Origin of the sequence: Variovorax sp. DAIF25 (assembly GCF_050711835.1) — a bacterium.
In the GTDB taxonomy this organism is placed as follows: Bacteria; Pseudomonadota; Gammaproteobacteria; order Burkholderiales; family Burkholderiaceae_C; genus Variovorax.
Genome location: NZ_CP136636.1, coordinates 2,078,346 through 2,094,797 on the forward strand (window position 1 = coordinate 2,078,346; position 16,452 = coordinate 2,094,797).

At 69.5% G+C, this 16,452-nt stretch carries 14 protein-coding genes; 1 reads left to right on the plus strand and 13 read right to left on the minus strand.

Annotated features, from left to right (window positions below):
- Positions 1–16: 16 nt before the first annotated feature.
- The 3 genes from R0232_RS09510 to R0232_RS09520 form a co-directional block, all read right to left on the minus strand.
- Positions 17–1,276 carry an Hsp70 family protein gene (locus R0232_RS09510; protein ID WP_431511942.1) on the minus strand — a complete coding sequence of 420 codons (1,260 nt, stop codon included), beginning with the start codon at positions 1,274–1,276 and terminating at the stop codon, positions 17–19.
- Positions 1,273–2,823 carry a lysine--tRNA ligase gene (gene lysS, locus R0232_RS09515; protein ID WP_431511943.1) on the minus strand — a complete coding sequence of 517 codons (1,551 nt, stop codon included), beginning with the start codon at positions 2,821–2,823 and terminating at the stop codon, positions 1,273–1,275. The genes R0232_RS09510 and lysS overlap by 4 nt, the downstream gene beginning before the upstream one ends.
- 174 nt (positions 2,824–2,997) lie before the next feature.
- Positions 2,998–3,651: an LON peptidase substrate-binding domain-containing protein gene (locus R0232_RS09520; RefSeq protein WP_431511944.1), complete on the minus strand. Its 654-nt coding sequence runs from the start codon at positions 3,649–3,651 to the stop codon at positions 2,998–3,000.
- Between the two features lie 49 nt (positions 3,652–3,700).
- On the opposite strand from R0232_RS09520, the gene R0232_RS09525 reads away from it, so the two are divergent.
- On the plus strand, positions 3,701–4,255 hold the full coding sequence (locus R0232_RS09525) for a YggT family protein (RefSeq protein ID WP_057592332.1): 555 nt from the start codon (positions 3,701–3,703) through the stop codon (positions 4,253–4,255).
- Between the two features lie 76 nt (positions 4,256–4,331).
- On the opposite strand, the gene accD is transcribed toward R0232_RS09525, so the two are convergent.
- The 10 genes from accD to leuC all read right to left on the minus strand — a co-directional run bounded on the left by accD (position 4,332) and on the right by leuC (position 16,416).
- Complete coding sequence (gene accD, locus R0232_RS09530) at positions 4,332–5,204, minus strand: acetyl-CoA carboxylase, carboxyltransferase subunit beta (protein ID WP_057592272.1); 873 nt, start codon at positions 5,202–5,204, stop codon at positions 4,332–4,334.
- Positions 5,205–5,308: 104 nt separating this feature from the next.
- Complete coding sequence (gene trpA / locus R0232_RS09535) at positions 5,309–6,154, minus strand: tryptophan synthase subunit alpha (protein ID WP_431511945.1); 846 nt, start codon at positions 6,152–6,154, stop codon at positions 5,309–5,311.
- Positions 6,154–7,431 (minus strand): tryptophan synthase subunit beta, encoded by a 1,278-nt coding sequence (trpB, locus tag R0232_RS09540; protein WP_057592270.1) that lies wholly within the window; start codon positions 7,429–7,431, stop codon positions 6,154–6,156. The genes trpA and trpB overlap by 1 nt, the downstream gene beginning before the upstream one ends.
- Before the next feature lie 48 nt (positions 7,432–7,479).
- Complete coding sequence (locus R0232_RS09545; RefSeq protein ID WP_203204874.1) at positions 7,480–8,181, minus strand: phosphoribosylanthranilate isomerase; 702 nt, start codon at positions 8,179–8,181, stop codon at positions 7,480–7,482.
- Complete coding sequence (gene truA, locus R0232_RS09550; protein ID WP_057592268.1) at positions 8,178–8,990, minus strand: tRNA pseudouridine(38-40) synthase TruA; 813 nt, start codon at positions 8,988–8,990, stop codon at positions 8,178–8,180. The genes R0232_RS09545 and truA overlap by 4 nt, the downstream gene beginning before the upstream one ends.
- A gap of 33 nt (positions 8,991–9,023) precedes the next feature.
- Complete coding sequence (locus R0232_RS09555) at positions 9,024–11,690, minus strand: FimV/HubP family polar landmark protein (RefSeq protein ID WP_431511946.1); 2,667 nt, start codon at positions 11,688–11,690, stop codon at positions 9,024–9,026.
- A 262-nt stretch (positions 11,691–11,952) separates the two neighbouring features.
- A complete protein-coding gene (gene asd / locus R0232_RS09560) occupies positions 11,953–13,095 on the minus strand; it encodes an aspartate-semialdehyde dehydrogenase (protein ID WP_057595813.1) in 1,143 nt (380 codons plus the stop codon).
- A gap of 93 nt (positions 13,096–13,188) precedes the next feature.
- Positions 13,189–14,289, minus strand: a complete 1,101-nt coding sequence (gene leuB, locus R0232_RS09565; protein ID WP_431511947.1) for a 3-isopropylmalate dehydrogenase — start codon at positions 14,287–14,289, stop codon at positions 13,189–13,191.
- Positions 14,290–14,323: 34 nt separating this feature from the next.
- Positions 14,324–14,980 carry a 3-isopropylmalate dehydratase small subunit gene (gene leuD, locus R0232_RS09570; RefSeq protein WP_093348732.1) on the minus strand — a complete coding sequence of 219 codons (657 nt, stop codon included), beginning with the start codon at positions 14,978–14,980 and terminating at the stop codon, positions 14,324–14,326.
- Positions 14,981–14,994: 14 nt separating this feature from the next.
- The gene (leuC, locus tag R0232_RS09575; protein WP_093348735.1) at positions 14,995–16,416 is read right to left on the minus strand and encodes a 3-isopropylmalate dehydratase large subunit; all 1,422 of its coding nucleotides are present in this window, start codon (positions 16,414–16,416) and stop codon (positions 14,995–14,997) included.
- Between the last annotated feature and the right edge of the window lie 36 nt (positions 16,417–16,452).

Consider the following 16,452-nt stretch of genomic DNA (forward strand, 5'->3'; position numbering starts at 1 on the left):
ACGCGGAGCCCGCCGCTCAGCGCGCCGCGAAGGCCAGCCCCGAAGCCACGCCGCCGAACAGGTCGCCCTCGACCAGCGGCACGCCCGCGAAGCTCTTGCGCAGCGCCTGCTGGAAGGGCCGCAGCGCCGACGAGCCGCCGGTGAGGTAGATCGCGTCGAGCTCGTTGCTGCGCAGGCCGGCGCGCTTGACGCAGGCATGGGCGCAGGCGATCACCGCCTCGAACTGCGCCGCGAGCTGCTGCGCCATGTCGGCCGGCGACAGGGTGCTCGTGAGACCGGGCTCGGCGCAGTCGAGGTCGATGACGGCGGGTGCGTCGCTGACCGAGGCGTCGATCTTGGCCTGCTCCACCGCGCCGAGCACGCGGTGGCCGTGGCGCTCGTCGAGCACCGCCATGAGTCGGTCGTGCAGCCGGGTGTCGGAATAGCTGGTGCGCAGCTCGCGCGCCTGCCGGGTGGCCTTGGCGAGGTACAGCCAGTTGATCAGGTGCCACGACGACAGGTCGAAGAACACCTTGCTCGGCACCTCGCGGCCCTGCGGCCCGTGGTGGCCGAAGCCCAGCAGCGGCATCACGCGGTCGAGGTTGAGCCGCTGGTCGTAGTCGGTACCGCCGATGTGCACGCCGGTGGTGGCCAGCACGTCGTCGCCACGCTCCTCGCGCACGGCGCGCTCGGGGCCCAGGCGCACCACGGTGAAGTCGGAGGTGCCGCCGCCGATGTCGACGATCAGCACCAGCGATTCCTTGCGCACGCGCTGCTCGTAGTCGAAGGCGGCCGCGATCGGCTCGAGCTGGAAGGCGATGTCGCGGAAGCCCGCCGCGCGCGCGGCGGCGCGCAGGCTCTGCTCGGCGCGCTCGTCGCGCTTGCTGTCGTCGTCGACGAAGTGCACCGGCCGGCCGATCACCACGCGCTCGGGCAGACGGCCCATCTCGCGCGCGGCACGCTCGGCCATCTCGTGCAGGAAGCGCGCGATGATGTCCTCGAAGCTCACGAGGCCGTCGAAGATCGCGGTCTTCTCCTGCATCAGCGGGCTGCCCAGCAGGCTCTTGAGCGAGCGCATCAGCCGGCCTTCGACGCCGGCCAGGTAGAGCGCGATCGCGTCGCGGCCGAAGTGCGTGCTGCGGTCCTCGGCGTTGTAGAAGATCGCGGTGGGCAGGGTCGTGGCCGCGCCTTCGATCGGCAGCAGCCGGGTGGCGCCCGCGATGCGGCAGGCGACGGCCGAATTCGAGGTTCCGAAGTCGATGCCGATCGCGGTGGCGTTCGCGGTCGCGGTGCTCAAGATTCCCTGCGCAGCGCGGGGAACAGGATCACGTCGCGGATGCTCGGCGAGTCGGTCAGCAGCATCATCAGGCGGTCGATGCCGATGCCGCAGCCGCCGGTGGGCGGCATGCCGTACTCGAGCGCGCGCACGAAGTCGTGGTCGTAGTACATGGCCTCGTCGTCGCCGCCGTCCTTGGCCGCCACCTGCGCGTTGAAGCGCGCGGCCTGGTCCTCGGCGTCGTTGAGCTCGCTGAAGCCGTTGCCGAACTCGCGGCCCGTGATGTAGAGCTCGAAGCGCTCGGTGACCTCGGGGCGTTCGTCGTTGGCACGCGCCAGCGGCGAGATCTCGGTCGGGTGCTCCATGATGAAGGTCGGCTGCCAGAGCTTCTCTTCGACGGTCTCCTCGAAGTACATCACCTGCAGGCTGGCCAGGCTGCGCTGCGAGAGCTTGTCCTTCTCCTCGCTCAGGCCCAGCTTGCGCAGGGCATTGACGAGCCAGGCGCTGTCGTCGACCCCATCGCCCGCATCGGTGTGCTTGAGGATCGCCTCGCGGATCGTCAGGCGCTCGAAGGGCTGCGTCAGGTCGACGGGCTTGCCCTGGTAGGTGAGCTGCTGCGTGCCCACGGCCTTGTCGGCGATGGTGCGGATCAGCGTCTCGGTGAAGTCCATCAGGTCGCGGTAGTTCCAGTAGGCCGCGTAGAACTCCATCATCGTGAACTCGGGGTTGTGCCGCACCGAGATGCCCTCGTTGCGGTAGCTCCGGTTGATCTCGAACACGCGTTCGAAGCCGCCCACGATCAGGCGCTTGAGGTAGAGCTCGGGCGCGATGCGCAGGAACATCTCCTGGTCGAGCGCGTTGTGGTGCGTCTTGAAGGGCTTGGCGTTGGCGCCGCCCGGGATCGGATGCAGCATCGGCGTCTCGACCTCGAGGAAGTCGTTGGCCACCATGAATTCGCGCAGCGCGCTCACGGCCTTGCTGCGCGCGGTGAAGCGCACGCGCGCCGATTCGTCGGTGATCAGGTCGACGTAGCGCTGGCGGTACTTCTGTTCCTGGTCGGCCATGCCGTGGAACTTGTCGGGCAGCGGGCGCAGGCTCTTGGTGAGCAGGCGCAGCGTCGTGACCTTGATCGACAGTTCGCCGGTCTTGGTCTTCATCAGCGTGCCTTCGGCACCGAGGATGTCGCCGAGGTCCCAGCGCTTGAACTCGGCATAGACCTCTTCGCCGACCGCGTCGCGCGTGACGTAGAGCTGGATGCGGCCGGTGGCGTCCTGCAGGGTCGCGAAGCTGGCCTTGCCCATCACGCGCTTGAGCATCATGCGGCCGCCCACGCTCACGGCGACGTTCTGCGCCTCGAGCGCTTCGGGCTCGACGGCGCCGTGCGCCTCGGCGAGCGCGGCGGCGCGGTGGCCCGGCTTGAAGTCGTTGGGGAACGCGACGCCCTTGCCTTCGGTCTGCGCGGTGCGCAGCAGCTTGAGCTTCTCGCGGCGTTCGGCGATGAGCTGGTTGTCGTCGACGGCGGGCGTGGTCGCGGCCGGAGCAGGGGTGGGCGGCTGTTGTTCGGACATGGGGAGGCGGTGGGGGAGGCGCGCGCAGGGAAATTCGGCGCGAAAGGCGGGATTTTAGCCCAGGCGATGGCGCGCGAATTCCGGCGAACCCGTCGCCGGCCTTGCGCCATCAGCTATCAAATTCGAAGCGCGAAACGAAGCGGGGCGGGCGCTTCGGCCGTGTCGCCCGAGCGCTCAGGCGATGCCGGTGCGCGCCAGCAGATCGCCGACCAGTTCGAGCCGCATCAGCGGGCTCTCGAGCTCCATCAGCCGCTGCCGCAGCTCGAGCTGCATCGGCACCAGCTCGCACCAGCGGTTGGCGACCCAGCCGCAGTCGTCGTAGCGGTAGGGCGCGCCGATCGGCAGGCGCACCGGCGGCGAGCCGGTGGCGTCCTGCGCGCGCTTGCGTTCCTCGAGCGTGTCGACCAGGCGCCGCAGCGCGGTGGCGGTGTGCTGCAGGTCCTCGGGGATCTCGAGCGCGACGTCGTCGGCGAGGATCGTGACATCGGCGATCCACAGGCCGTGCTTCTGCAGTTCGCTGTGGCGCACGCGAAAGCGCTGCGTGCCCACGCACTCGATCTGCAGCAGGCCGCTTTGCGGCGATTCGAATTCGCGGATCACGGCCAGCGTGCCGACCTCGGCGAAGCGCTCGGCCTGCGCGCCGGCCTTGCGCACCTCGGTGCCGCTCGTGAGGTTCACCACGCCGAAGGGCACGCCGCCCTTGCGGCACTTGCCGATCATGTCGAGGTAGCGCACCTCGAAGATGCGCAGCGGCAGCAGGCCGCCGGGGAAGAGGACCGTGCCGAGCGGGAACAAAGGCAGGGAGTTCAGAAGGGGTTGTGTCGTCATCGAAGAGCCTTGCGTGGCTATCATCGCACTCCGCTTCACCTCGCGCGCCATGCTCTATCAGATCCCATCGTTCCTCCTCGACGTGATCGTCGGCCTGCTCGGCGGCGCCTGCCTGCTGCGGCTCTACATGCAGTACCACCGCGTGCCCTTCGGCAATCCGCTGGGCCGCTTCATCTTCGCCATCACCGACTGGATCGTGCTGCCGCTGCGGCGCCTGCTGCCGGCCGTCAAGAAGTGGGACCTCGCGAGCGCTGTGGCCGCCTGGCTGCTGGTGATCGCCAAGTTCCTCGTGCTGTGGCTGCTGATCGGCAACCTCGGGCGCATCGGCGCGCTGCCGCTGGTGTCGTTCATCGGCCTGCTGCAGCTCGCGGTGTCGGGACTGACCGCGCTGCTGGTGGTGTACGCGGTGCTCTCGTGGGTACCGGGCGCCTCGCCGATGCTGCTCGACCTGATCTCGCGCCTGGCCGAGCCGCTGGTGCGGCCGTTCCGCCGCGTCATTCCGCTGCTCGGCGGCGTCGACCTGTCGCCGCTGGCCGCGATCGTCGTGCTGCAGGTGATCGCGATCGTGCTGAACAACCTGCTGGTGCTGGCCTACCGGCTCTGACCGTTTGCAGTCCCCATGAAAAAAGCGCCCGGAACCGCGAGGTTCCGGGCGCTTCGTCTTTCGGGAAGCCGGGACTTCAGCTCACCGCATCCGCCGGCTGGCGCAGCAGCATCGCGAGCGTGCTGGCGATGGTCTTGCGCAGTTCGCGGCGGTCGCTGATGAAGTCGATCGCGCCCTTGGTCTGCAGGAACTCGGCGCGCTGGAAGCCTTCGGGCAGGGTCACGCGCACGGTCGATTCGATCACGCGCGGGCCGGCGAAGCCGATCAGCGCCTTGGGCTCGGCGATCACCACGTCGCCCATGAAGGCGAAGCCCGCCGACACGCCGCCCATGGTCGGGTCGGTCAGCACGCTGATGTAGGGCAGCCCCTTCTTCGCGAGGCGCGTGAGCGCGGCGTTGGTCTTTGCCATCTGCATCAGCGACAGCAGGCCTTCCTGCATGCGCGCGCCGCCGGTGGCGGTGAAGCAGATGAACGGCACCTTCTGCTCGATCGCGGTCTCGACGCCGCGCACGAAGCGCTCGCCGACCACGCTGCCCATGCTGCCGCCCATGAATTCGAACTCGAAGCAGGCGACCACCACGCTGATGCTGTGGACCGAGCCGCCCATCACGACCAGCGCGTCGGTCTCGCCGGTGTTCTCCAGCGCTTCCTTCAGGCGCTCGGGGTACTTGCGGCTGTCCTTGAACTTGAGCGCGTCGACCGGCAGCACTTCCTGGCCGATCTCGTAGCGGCCCTCGGCATCGAGAAAAGCGTCGAGGCGCGGACGCGCGCCGATGCGGTGGTGATGGCTGCAGCTCGGGCAGACGTTCTGGTTGTGCTCGAGGTCGGTCTTGTAGAGCACCGTCTCGCAGGCCGGGCACTTGATCCACAGGCCCTCGGGCACCTGGCGGCGCTCGGCGGGGTCGGTCTGGGCGATCTTGGCGGGTAGCAGTTTTTCAAGCCAGCTCATGGGCATTCCTAGGTTCGCGCGAAGGCGGGAGAGCCTTCGGGGCCGTCAGTGCCCCTTCCGTGCTTTTTCGCATGACGAAAGGGGCCTGACGAGGGCAGCGGCGATTATCGGCCAGCCGCATTCTTCGCGGTAGCCGCCGGCAAGGCATCGAGCGCCTCGCGGATGCCCGCGAGGAATTCATGCACCGCGGGCACCACCTTCTCGCGCGGCTGGCCGTCGATCAACTGGATGATCTTGGTGCCGATCACGACCGCGTCGGCCGCCGAGCCCACCGCCTGCGCAGTGCTTGCGTCGCGGATGCCGAAGCCCACGCCGACCGGGATGCCCACGTGCTGGCGGATGCGCGGGAGCATGCGGCCGACCGCCTCGGTGTCGAGGTGGCCGGCGCCGGTCACGCCCTTGAGCGACACGTAGTAGACGTAGCCGCTCGCGATGCGCGCGACCTGCGCCATGCGCTCGTCGGTGCTGGTGGGGGCCAGCAGGAAGATCAGGTCGATGCCGGCTTCGCGCAGATCGGCGGCGAACTGCTCGCACTCCTCGGGCGGGTAGTCGACCACCAGCAGGCCGTCGACGCCGGCCGCGGCCGCGTCGCGGATGAAGGCGTGCTTGCCGTGCACGAGGTCGTAGCGCTCGACCGGGTTGGCATAGCCCATCAGCACCACGGGCGTGCCCGTGTCCTTCGCGCGGAAGGCCGCGACCATCGCCAGCACCTGCTTCATGCCGATGCCCAGCGCGAGCGCGGCTTCGCCGGCCTGCTGGATCACCGGGCCGTCGGCCATCGGGTCGGAGAAGGGCACGCCGAGCTCGATCACGTCGGCACCGGCCGCGACCATGCCGTGCATGAGCTCGGGCGTGATGTCGGCGTAGGGGAAGCCGGCGGTGACGTAGGGGATGAGCGCGCGGCGCCCGTCCTTCTTCAGCGCTTCGAAGGTGGCTGCGATGCGGCTCATCACTTGCCTCCCTTCACGCTCAGGCCGCGCATCGACGGCCGGTCGTAGAAGTCGACGCCCGCGAGGTCGGCGACGGTGCCGATGTCCTTGTCGCCGCGGCCCGAGAGGTTGACCAGGATCGACTGGTCGGGGCGCATGGTCTTCGCGAGCTTCAGCGCGTGGGCCACGGCGTGGCTGGATTCGAGCGCGGGAATGATGCCCTCCGTGCGGCACAGGTAGTGGAAGGCCTCGAGGGCCTCGATGTCGGTGACGCCCACGTACTCGGCGCGGCCGATGTCGGCCAGGTACGCATGCTCGGGGCCCACGCCGGGATAGTCGAGGCCGGCGCTGACGCTGTGCGTCTCGGTGATTTGGCCGTCCTCGTTCTGCAGCAGGTAGGTGCGGTTGCCGTGCAGCACGCCCGGGCTGCCGCGCAGGATCGAGGCGGCGTGCTTGCCGCTGTCCAGGCCTTCGCCCGCGGCCTCGACGCCGATCAGCCGCGTGCCGGCGAACGGGATGTAGGGATGGAAGATGCCGATCGCATTGCTGCCGCCGCCCACGCAGGCGACCACCGCGTCGGGCTGCTTGCCCTCGGCTTCGCCGGTGATGCCGTCGGCCGCCAGCATCGCGGGCATCTGCTCGATGCACTCGGTGCCGATCACGCTCTGGAAGTCGCGCACCATCATCGGGTAGGGGTGCGGGCCGGCGACCGTGCCGATGATGTAGAAGGTGTTCTCCACGTTCGTGACCCAGTCGCGCATCGCCTCGTTGAGCGCGTCCTTCAGCGTCTTGCTGCCCGACTCGACCGGCACCACCGTGGCGCCGAGCAGGTTCATGCGGTAGACGTTGGGGCTCTGGCGCTTCACGTCCTGGCTGCCCATGTAGACCACGCATTCGAGGCCGTAGCGCGCGCAGATGGTGGCCGTGGCCACGCCGTGCTGGCCGGCGCCGGTCTCGGCGATCACGCGCGGCTTGCCCATGCGGCGCGCGAGCATCGCCTGGCCGATCACGTTGTTGATCTTGTGGGCGCCGGTGTGGTTGAGGTCCTCGCGCTTGAGGTAGATCTGCGCGCCGCCCATCTCGCGGCTGGTGCGAGCGGCGTGGTAGATCGGCGAGGGCCGGCCGACGAAGTGCTTGAGCTCGTAGTGGAATTCGGCCAGGAAGGCCGGGTCTTCCTTGTACTTCGCGTACGCGTCGCGCAGCTCGTTGATCGCGTGGGTGAGCGTCTCGCTCGCGAAGGTGCCGCCGTAGTTGCCGAAATGGCCGGTGGCGTCGGGTTGCTGGTAGGTGCTTTGCATGGTTCTCGATCGTTGGGCCGCAGCCCGGTCGACAACCGGGTGCGGCGGCTAACTGGAGAAGGACGAGGCGTCGGCCGCTCTCACCGCGGCGACGAATTGCCGGATCTTGCCGGCGTCCTTCAGGCCCTTGTTCCCGGGACCGTCGATCTCGACGCCCGAGCTCACATCAACGGACAGCGTCTTGCAGCGTGTCCGCAGCGTGCGAATGCCATCGCCCACGTTTGCAGGTGTGAGTCCACCACTCAAGACGAGGTGAGCGTCGACGGCGGGTGGAAGAAGTGACCAATCGAATGCCTTGCCGCCACCGCCATAACCGTCGACATGGGCGTCGAGCAGGATGGCCTGGGCGTTTGAGAAATCGGATGCGTATTTTACGAGGTCGAAGCGGGCGCCGGCCTCGCCGAGGGGAATGCGGGCCGCGCGCATGAAGCGGAAGCGGCCGTTTCCGCTCGCCGCGAGGCAGTCGGCGGGCGTTTCATCGCCATGGAACTGGGCGATGGCACCCGGCACCCGGGCCAGGGCGGCGATGGCCTCGGCGGGTTGCGCATCGACGAACAGCAGCACCGGCGTGACGAAGGGCGGCAGGCGGGCGGCCAGCACGGCCGCGCGTTCGGGCGCGATGGCGCGCGGGCTCTTGGGGTAGAGCACGAAGCCGACGGCATCGGCGCCGGCTTCCACGGCGGCATCGAGGTCGGCCTCGCGCGTGAGGCCGCAGATCTTGATGCGGGTGCGCGGCGGGAGAAGGCTCATGGCGGGCCATCATAGGCCGCGCGGGCGGCCTGGAAGGTGGCCTCGGCCGGCAGACCCCACTTGGCGTCGTACAACGGGCCGAGGAAGTACAGCCCGTCGGGCGAGAAGGTCGGCGCCGCCGCGTCGCGGCTGCGCGCGGCGAGCACCTCGCTGATCCACTCGGGCGACTCGGCGCCCCGGCCCACGCGCACCAGGCAGCCCATCAGGTTGCGGATCATGTGGTGCAGGAAGGCATCGGCCTCGAACTCGAACTGCCAGCGGCAGCGCTCGCCCTCGCCGTGGCGCGTGATCTCGATGCGCCGCAGGTTCTTGACCGGCGAGCGGGCCTGGCAGGCCGAGGCGCGGAACGAGCTGAAATCGTGTTCGCCGATCAGCAGCGCGGCCGCGGCGCGCATCGCATCGCCGTCGAGCAGGTTCATCGACCAGCCGACCCGCCCCGCGTCGAGGCTGGGGCGCACCGGCGACTGCGAGAGCACGTAGACGTAGCGCCGCGCGAGGGCGCTGGCGCGGCAATGGAATTCGGCCGGCACCGGGTGCGCCCACTGCACCGCGATGTCGTCGGGCAGGTAGCGGTTGGTGCCGCGCATCCAGGAGAAGGGTTCGCGCTGCACCTCGGTGTCGAAGTGCACCACCTGCATCAGCCCGTGCACGCCGGCGTCGGTGCGGCCGGCGCACAGCGTGGAGATGCGTTGCGCGGCGAACTGGGACAGGGCCTTCTCGAGCTTGTCCTGCACCGTGCGGCCCGAGGACTGGCTCTGCCAGCCGTCGTAGGCCTGGCCGTTGTAGCGGATGCCGAGCGCCAGCCTCACGAAACCAGGAACAAAGAGGCCGGCGCCGCGCGCTCAGCGCAGCTCGGCGAGCAACTGCCGCGCCTGCGACTTGAGTTCGCCGGCGCTTTCGGCTTCGACTTCCTCGACCAGCGAGCGCGCCCCCTCGACGTCGCCGATGGCCTGCAGCTCGCGCGCCAGCGACAGCTTGACGGCATGCGGGCTCTCGTCGTCCTCGTGGGCCGAGGCCGATGGCGCGGGATGGTCGGCGCCGTTGCCCGAGCGGGCGGGCAGGCCGGCCAGGGCGCTCATGTCGAATTCGATGAAGCCCGAGTCGGCCGGCAGGCCGGCACCGCCGCGCAGCACGGCCGGGCGGGTGTTGTCGGCGTCGTTGAGCGAGCCGGGCAGGGTGTCGAGCGGCAGCGCGCCGGGGGCGGTGTCGAAATCGTTCTCGAGGTCGACCGTCGGCTGCGCAGCCAGGCTGGCGGACGGGGGCGTCGTCGGGCGCGCGGCCGGGGCGGGCGCATAGGCCGACTTCGGCAGGCTGGCGCCGACCGGTGCCAGCGGCGGCGGCGCGGGCGGCTGGCTCAGGTCCAGGTCGAAGTCGAGCGGTGCCACCGAGGGCACGAAGGCCGGAGCGGCTGCCACCGGGGCCGGCGCGGGCGCGGGCTTGGCGGCGACCGGCGGGCGGGCCGATGCGGCTGCCAGCGCGGTCGCGAGGGCGGCGCTCTCGGCAGGCGTGGCGCTGCGCGGCGTGCCCGATTCGTACAGCGGGTTGCCCGGATCGAGTTCCTTGCCCATGTCGACCACGCGGGTCCAGTCGGCGCCGTTGCCGCCGGTGAGCTTGTGCACTTCGGTGGCCAGGCCTTCGTAGGCGCGCAGGTCGCGGCGCTTGGCGTGGATCTCGAGCAGCTTCAGGTGGATCGCCGTGCGGTCGGGATTCACGCGCAGCGCTTCGCGCAGGATTTCCTCGGCCTGCAGGTCGCGGCCGTAGGCCAGGTACACGTCGGCCTCGGCCACCGGGTCGACGTCGCCGGCGTCGAGCTGGCTCGGCGAGTACGACAACGAGGAGACGGTGGAGTCGCCGCGGTTCTTGGTGTCGACCGATTCGCCGCCGCTGGCACCGAAGAAGGAGTCCTTGGGGATGCGGCTCTCGAGGAACACGCTTTCGCTCATTTCCTCGCGCCGACGGCCCAGCACGCGGTAGAGCAGGAAGCCGATCAGCAGCGCGATCAGCGCGATGCCGCCCAGCATCAGCGGGTTGTCGAGCAGTTCGTCGAGGAAGCTGCGTTCGGGCGGCGGAGGCGGCGGCGCCACGACCTTCTTGGGCGCGGGCTTGGGTGCGGGTGCCGCGGCACTGGCCGCGGGGCTCGGAGCGGGGGCGCCGGTGGCCGCAGCGCCTTCGGTGGGGGTGGCGGTCGCGGCGGCTGCGGCGGGCGCTGCCGCTGGCGCAGCCTCGACGGCGGGCGTCGCTGCGGCCGGGGCCGGCGTGGCTGCAGCAGCGGGTGCCGGTGCAGGCGCGGCAGCGGGGCTCGGTGCGGTGGCGGCGGGGCCGGCGACCGGCACCGGGATGCCCGGCGTCGTGGCGGGCGCGGCGGCTGGGGCGGCCGCAGCGGCGGGCGTGGGTGCTGCCGAAGGCGCCGCGGCGGTCGAGCCACCTGCGGCCTTGAGCTTGTTGAGCTCCTCGATGTTCTTCGACAGTTCGGCGGCGCGGGCGCTGCGATCCTGCGCCTGGCGGGTCTGCGCGACCTTTTCCTCGGCCGCACGCGCGGTGGCGCTGCCTTGCGAGATGGTGAGCTTGTCGGGCGCGGCGGCGGCTGCGTTGCGGTCCTCGACATTGGCCTGCACCCGGCCGCCGGCGCGGCGGCTGGCGCCGGCCACGTTCGAGGTCGGGGCGTTCTCGGCCAGCCGCTGGCGGTAGGCGCCGAAGTCGCGGCTCTGGGCCGTGACCGTGCGGCGGGCTTCCGCGGCCGGCACCGCGCCGGCTTCGGCGGCGCTCGGCAGGTCGAGCACGGCGCCGGCCTTGATGCGGTTAACGTTGCCGCCGATGAAGGCATCGGGGTTGGCCATCAGCAGCGCGACCAGCATCTGGTCGAGCGAGATGTCGGCCGGCTTGTTGGCCGCCGCGATCTTGCCGGCGGTGTCGCCGCGCTGCACCGTGAGCTGTTCGCCGCTGCCCGCCGGACGGGGCGAAGGGGCGACGGGTGCGGCGGAGGAGGCCGCGGACGGTGCCGGTGCCACGGCGACCGGCGCGGGCGCCGCGGCCGGTGCACGGCGCGTGCGCGCGACGACCGGGCCCGGGCGCTCGACGGGTGCCGCGACCCGCGGCGAGACGGGAGCGATCGGCGTGCCCGCATCGGCCGCGGGGCGCGCGGCCGGCGGATCGAGCAGCACGGTGTAGTCGCGCACGATGCGGCCGGTGCTGCCGTTGGCTTCGAGCAGCAGGTCGATGAAGGGGTCGTTGAGCGGACGACTGCCGTTGAGGCGCACCACGTACTGGCCGCCGGCGCGGCGCTGCAGCGTCGCGCGCACGTCGCTGAGGGCCGGGTTGTAGGGCACGCCGGCCGCCTTGAAGGCGTCGGCGGTGGCCACGTTGATCTTGAGGCTGTCGGCTTCGGCGGTCGTGATCTCGGTCACGTCGATCTCGGCCCGCAGCGGTTCGCCCAGCGCCGACTGCACCTTCAGCGGACCCAGTGCCAGCGCGCTCGCATCGGTGCTGGCCAGACCCATCGCCACGGCCACCGCCGCACTCAGGACGGACAGACGAACGCCGTTCAGGGGAAGGGAGGAGCGAGCGGCCGATGGGCAGGCCGCGGGCAACAGATGTCTTGTCATGCTGATAGGGGGGCGGCTCAGGCCCAGAAATTGTAAGAGGACGTTAGCATCATCACCCCCTACTGACAAGGCAGTGCGCCCGTTCTACCCAGTGCGCGCATACTTACGAACACATTTTCTGTCGCCTTTCGACAACAAGGGGGTAGGCAACGGGCGCGAACTGCCCCCATCAGGCTTCCAGCAGGATGCGCAGCATGCGGCGCAGCGGTTCGGCGGCGCCCCAGAGGAGCTGGTCGCCGATGGTGAAGGCGCCGACGTACTCCGGGCCCATCGCCAGCTTGCGGATGCGGCCGACCGGGATGCCCATGGTGCCGGTCACGGCCACGGGCGTCAGGTCCTGCAGGGTGGCTTCGCGGGTGTTCGGCACCACCTTCACCCAGGCGTTGTCGGCGGCGATCATGGCTTCGATGTCGGCCACCGGCACGTCCTTCTTGAGCTTGAAGGTCAGCGCCTGGCTGTGGCAGCGCATGGCGCCGATGCGCACGCAGAAGCCGTCGACCGGCGTGGCCGCGGTGCCGAAGCCCGCGCCCTGGCCGAGGATCTTGTTGGTCTCGGCGCCGCCCTTCCACTCTTCCTTCGACATGCCGTCGCCCAGGTCCTTGTCGATCCAGGGGATCAGCGAGCCGCCGAGCGGGGCGCCGAAGTTGGCGGTCTCGGCCGCGCTCAGGTTCTGCTGCTTGTGCAGCACCTTGCGGTCGATCTCGAGGATGGCGGACTTGGGGTCGTCGAGCAGCGAGCGGACCTCGGCGTTGAGCGTGCCGAACTGCGTCAGCAGCTCGCGCATGTGCTGCGCGCCGCCGCCAGAGGCGGCCTGGTAGGTCATGCTGGTCATCCACTCGACCAGGCCGGCCTTGTAGAGCGCGCCCACGCCCATCAGCATGCAGCTCACGGTGCAGTTGCCGCCGATCCAGTTCTTGCCGCCGTTGGTCAGCGCGTTCTGGATCACGGGCAGGTTGACCGGATCGAGCACGATGATCGCGTCGTCCTTCATGCGCAGCGTGGAGGCGGCGTCGATCCAGTGGCCGTTCCAGCCCGCGGCACGCAGCTTGGGGAACACCTCGGTCGTGTAGTCGCCACCCTGGCAGGTGATGACGATGTCGCACTTCTTCAGGGCCTCGATGTCGTGCGCGTCCTTGAGGGCGGTCTCGTTCTTGGCCATCGCCGGGGCCTTGCCGCCGGCGTTGGAGGTCGAGAAGAAGACCGGCTCGATGAGGCCGAAGTCGTTTTCGGCCTGCATGCGGTCCATCAGGACCGAGCCGACCATGCCGCGCCAGCCCACGAGGCCGACCAGAGGTTGAGATGCGTTCGCCATTTGAGTGTGCCCTTTAAGAAAAAAGAAAGTCGCTGGTTTCTCTTTGCGCCCGACTCGTCAGGAGCCGGGTGGGCGTGACGAAGCGGGCTGCGGTTAGCCGGTAATCGTCTTTTTGGTGATCGAGGCCGAGAGTGCCGCCACCACGGCGTCGCCCATCTCGATGGTGCCGACCTTGCGGGTGCCCTCCGACCAGATGTCCCCCGTGCGCAGGCCGGAGGCCAGCACCTGCTTGACCGCCGACTCGATCCGGTCGGCAGCTTCGGCTTGGTTGAGGGAGAAACGGAGCATCATGGCAGCGGACAGTATTGTAGCCAGGGGATTGGCGACCCCTTTGCCGGCAATGTCGGGCGCGCTGCCGTGGCTGGGCTCGTACAGGCCCTGGTTGCTGGCATTGAGCGAGGCCGAGGGCAGCATGCCGATCGAGCCGGTGAGCATCGCGGCCTCGTCCGAGAGGATGTCGCCGAACATGTTGCCGGTGACCACCACGTCGAACTTCTTGGGCGCCTTCACGAGCTGCATGGCGGCGTTGTCGACGTACATGTGGTCGAGCTCGACGTCCGGATAGTCCTTGCCGACCTCGGTCACGACGTCCTTCCAGAACTGGAAGGTCTCGAGCACGTTGGCCTTGTCGACGCTGGTCACGCGCTTGCTGCGCTTGCGGGCGGCCTCGAAGGCCACGCGCGCGATGCGCTCGATCTCGGGGCGCGAGTAGCGCATCGTGTCGAAGGCTTCCTCGGCGCCCGGGAAGTGGCCGTCGACCGCGGTGCGGCGGCCGCGCGGCTGGCCGAAGTAGATGTCGCCGGTCAGCTCGCGGATGATGAGGATGTCCAGGCCCGCGATCAGCTCGGGCTTGAGGCTCGAGGCGCCCACCAGCTGCTCGTAGCAGATGGCAGGGCGGAAGTTGGCGAACAGGCCGAGGTTCTTGCGCAGGCCCAGGATGGCCTGCTCGGGGCGCAGCGGCCGGTCGAGCTTGTCGTACTTCCAGTCGCCCACCGCGCCGAACAGCACCGCGTCGGCCTCCTTGGCGAGCTTGAGCGTCGAATCGGGCAGCGGGTGGCCATGGGCCTCGTAGGCGGCGCCGCCGACCAGGGCGGTCTCCAGCTCGAACTTCAGGTCGAGCACCTGGAGCACCTTGACGGCTTCCGCCACGATTTCGGTGCCGATGCCGTCACCAGGGAGAACTGCGATTTTCATTGGGTGGTTGTCGAAGGAAGTGAAACGGGAACGCTCAGGCGTTGGCGAGCATCGTGTGCGCGAGCCAGGGCTTCTGCGCCAGCCGCTCGGCCTCGAAGGCCTTGATCTTGTCCTTGTGGCGCAGCGTGAGGCCGATGTCGTCCAGGCCGTTGATCAGGCAGTACTTGCGGAAGGCCTGCACGTCGAAGGCGAACTCCTGGCCGTCGGGCTTCACCACCACCTGGCGCTCGAGGTCGATGGTCAGCGAATAGCCCGGGAAGGCGAAGGTCTCGTCGAACAGCTGGGCCACCTGCGTCTCGGACAGCACGATCGGCAGCAGGCCGTTCTTGAAGCTGTTGTTGAAGAAGATGTCGGCGTAGCTCGGCGCGATGATGGCGCGGAAGCCGTACTGGTCGAGCGCCCACGGCGCATGCTCGCGCGACGAGCCGCAGCCGAAGTTCTTGCGCGCCAGCAGCACCGAGGCGCCCGCGTAGCGCGGCTGGTTCAGCACGAAGTCGGGGTTCGGCTTGCGGCTGGCCGGGTCCTGGCCGGGCTCGCCCGGATCGAGGTAGCGCCATTCGTCGAACAGGTTCACGCCGAAGCCGGTGCGCTTGATCGACTTGAGGAACTGCTTCGGAATGATCGCGTCGGTGTCGACGTTCTCGCGGTCCATCGGGGCCACGAGGCCCTTGTGCACGGTGAATTTCTGCATGGGGTGTCTCCTGGTCAGGCGAAGGTGCGCACGTCGACGAAATGGCCGTGCACGGCGGCCGCGGCGGCCATGGCCGGGCTCACGAGGTGGGTGCGGCCGCCCGCGCCCTGGCGGCCTTCGAAGTTGCGGTTGCTGGTCGAGGCGCAGCGCTCCCCGGGCTCGAGGCGGTCGGCGTTCATCGCCAGGCACATCGAGCAGCCGGGCTCGCGCCATTCGAAGCCCGCGGCCTTGAAGATCTGGTCGAGCCCTTCGCGCTCGGCCTGTTCCTTCACCACGCCCGAGCCGGGCACCACGAGCGCCAGCTTCACGTTCTTCGCGACCTTCTGGCCCAGCTTCTTCACCACGGCCGCGGCCTCGCGCATGTCCTCGATGCGGCTGTTGGTGCACGAGCCGATGAACACCTTGTCGATGAAGATGTCGTTCATCTGCTTGTTCGGCTCCAGGCCCATGTAGACCAGCGCGCGCTCGATGGCGCCGCGCTTGCTGCTGTCCTTTTCCTTGTCGGGATCGGGCACGCGGCCGTCGATCGCCACCACCATCTCGGGCGAGGTGCCCCAGGTGACCTGCGGCTTGACCTGGGTCGCGTCGAGCTCGACCACGGTGTCGAACTTCGCGCCGGGGTCGGACTGCAGCGTGCGCCAGTAGGCCGCGGCCTGGTCCCATTCGACGCCGGTGGGCGCCAGCGGGCGGCCCTTGATGTAGGCGACGGTCTTCTCGTCGACCGCCACCAGGCCCGCGCGCGCGCCGGCCTCGATCGCCATGTTGCACACCGTCATGCGGCCTTCCATGCTGAGGTCGCGAATGGCCGAGCCGGCGAACTCGATCGTGTAGCCGGTGCCGCCGGCGGTGCCGATCTTGCCGATGATGGCCAGCACGATGTCCTTGGCCGTGCAGCCCAGGGGCAGCTTGCCCTCGACCTTCACGAGCATGTTCTTGGCCTTCTTGCCCAGCAGCGTCTGCGTGGCCATCACGTGCTCGACCTCGCTGGTGCCGATGCCGTGCGCGAGCGCGCCGAAGGCGCCGTGCGTGGAGGTGTGCGAGTCGCCGCAGACCACCGTCATGCCCGGCAGCGTGGCGCCGGTCTCGGGGCCGATCACGTGCACGATGCCCTGGCGCTTGCTCAGGAACGGGAAGAACGCGGCGGCGCCGAACTCGGCGATGTTGTGGTCGAGCGTGGTGACCTGTTCCTTGCTGGTCGGGTCGGCGATGCCTTCGTAGCCGCGCTCCCAGCCGGTGGTCGGCGTGTTGTGGTCGGCCGTGGCCACCACCGAGCTGATGCGCCACAGCTTGCGGCCGGCTTCGCGCAGCCCTTCGAAGGCCTGCGGGCTGGTGACTTCGTGCACCAGGTGGCGGTCGATGTAGAGGATTGCGGTGCCGTCTTCCTCGGTGTGGACGACGTGTTCGTCCCAGATCTTGTCGTAGAGCGTGCGTGCCATGTCGGTCTCTTCTCTTTCGTGGGGAATGGATTGTCT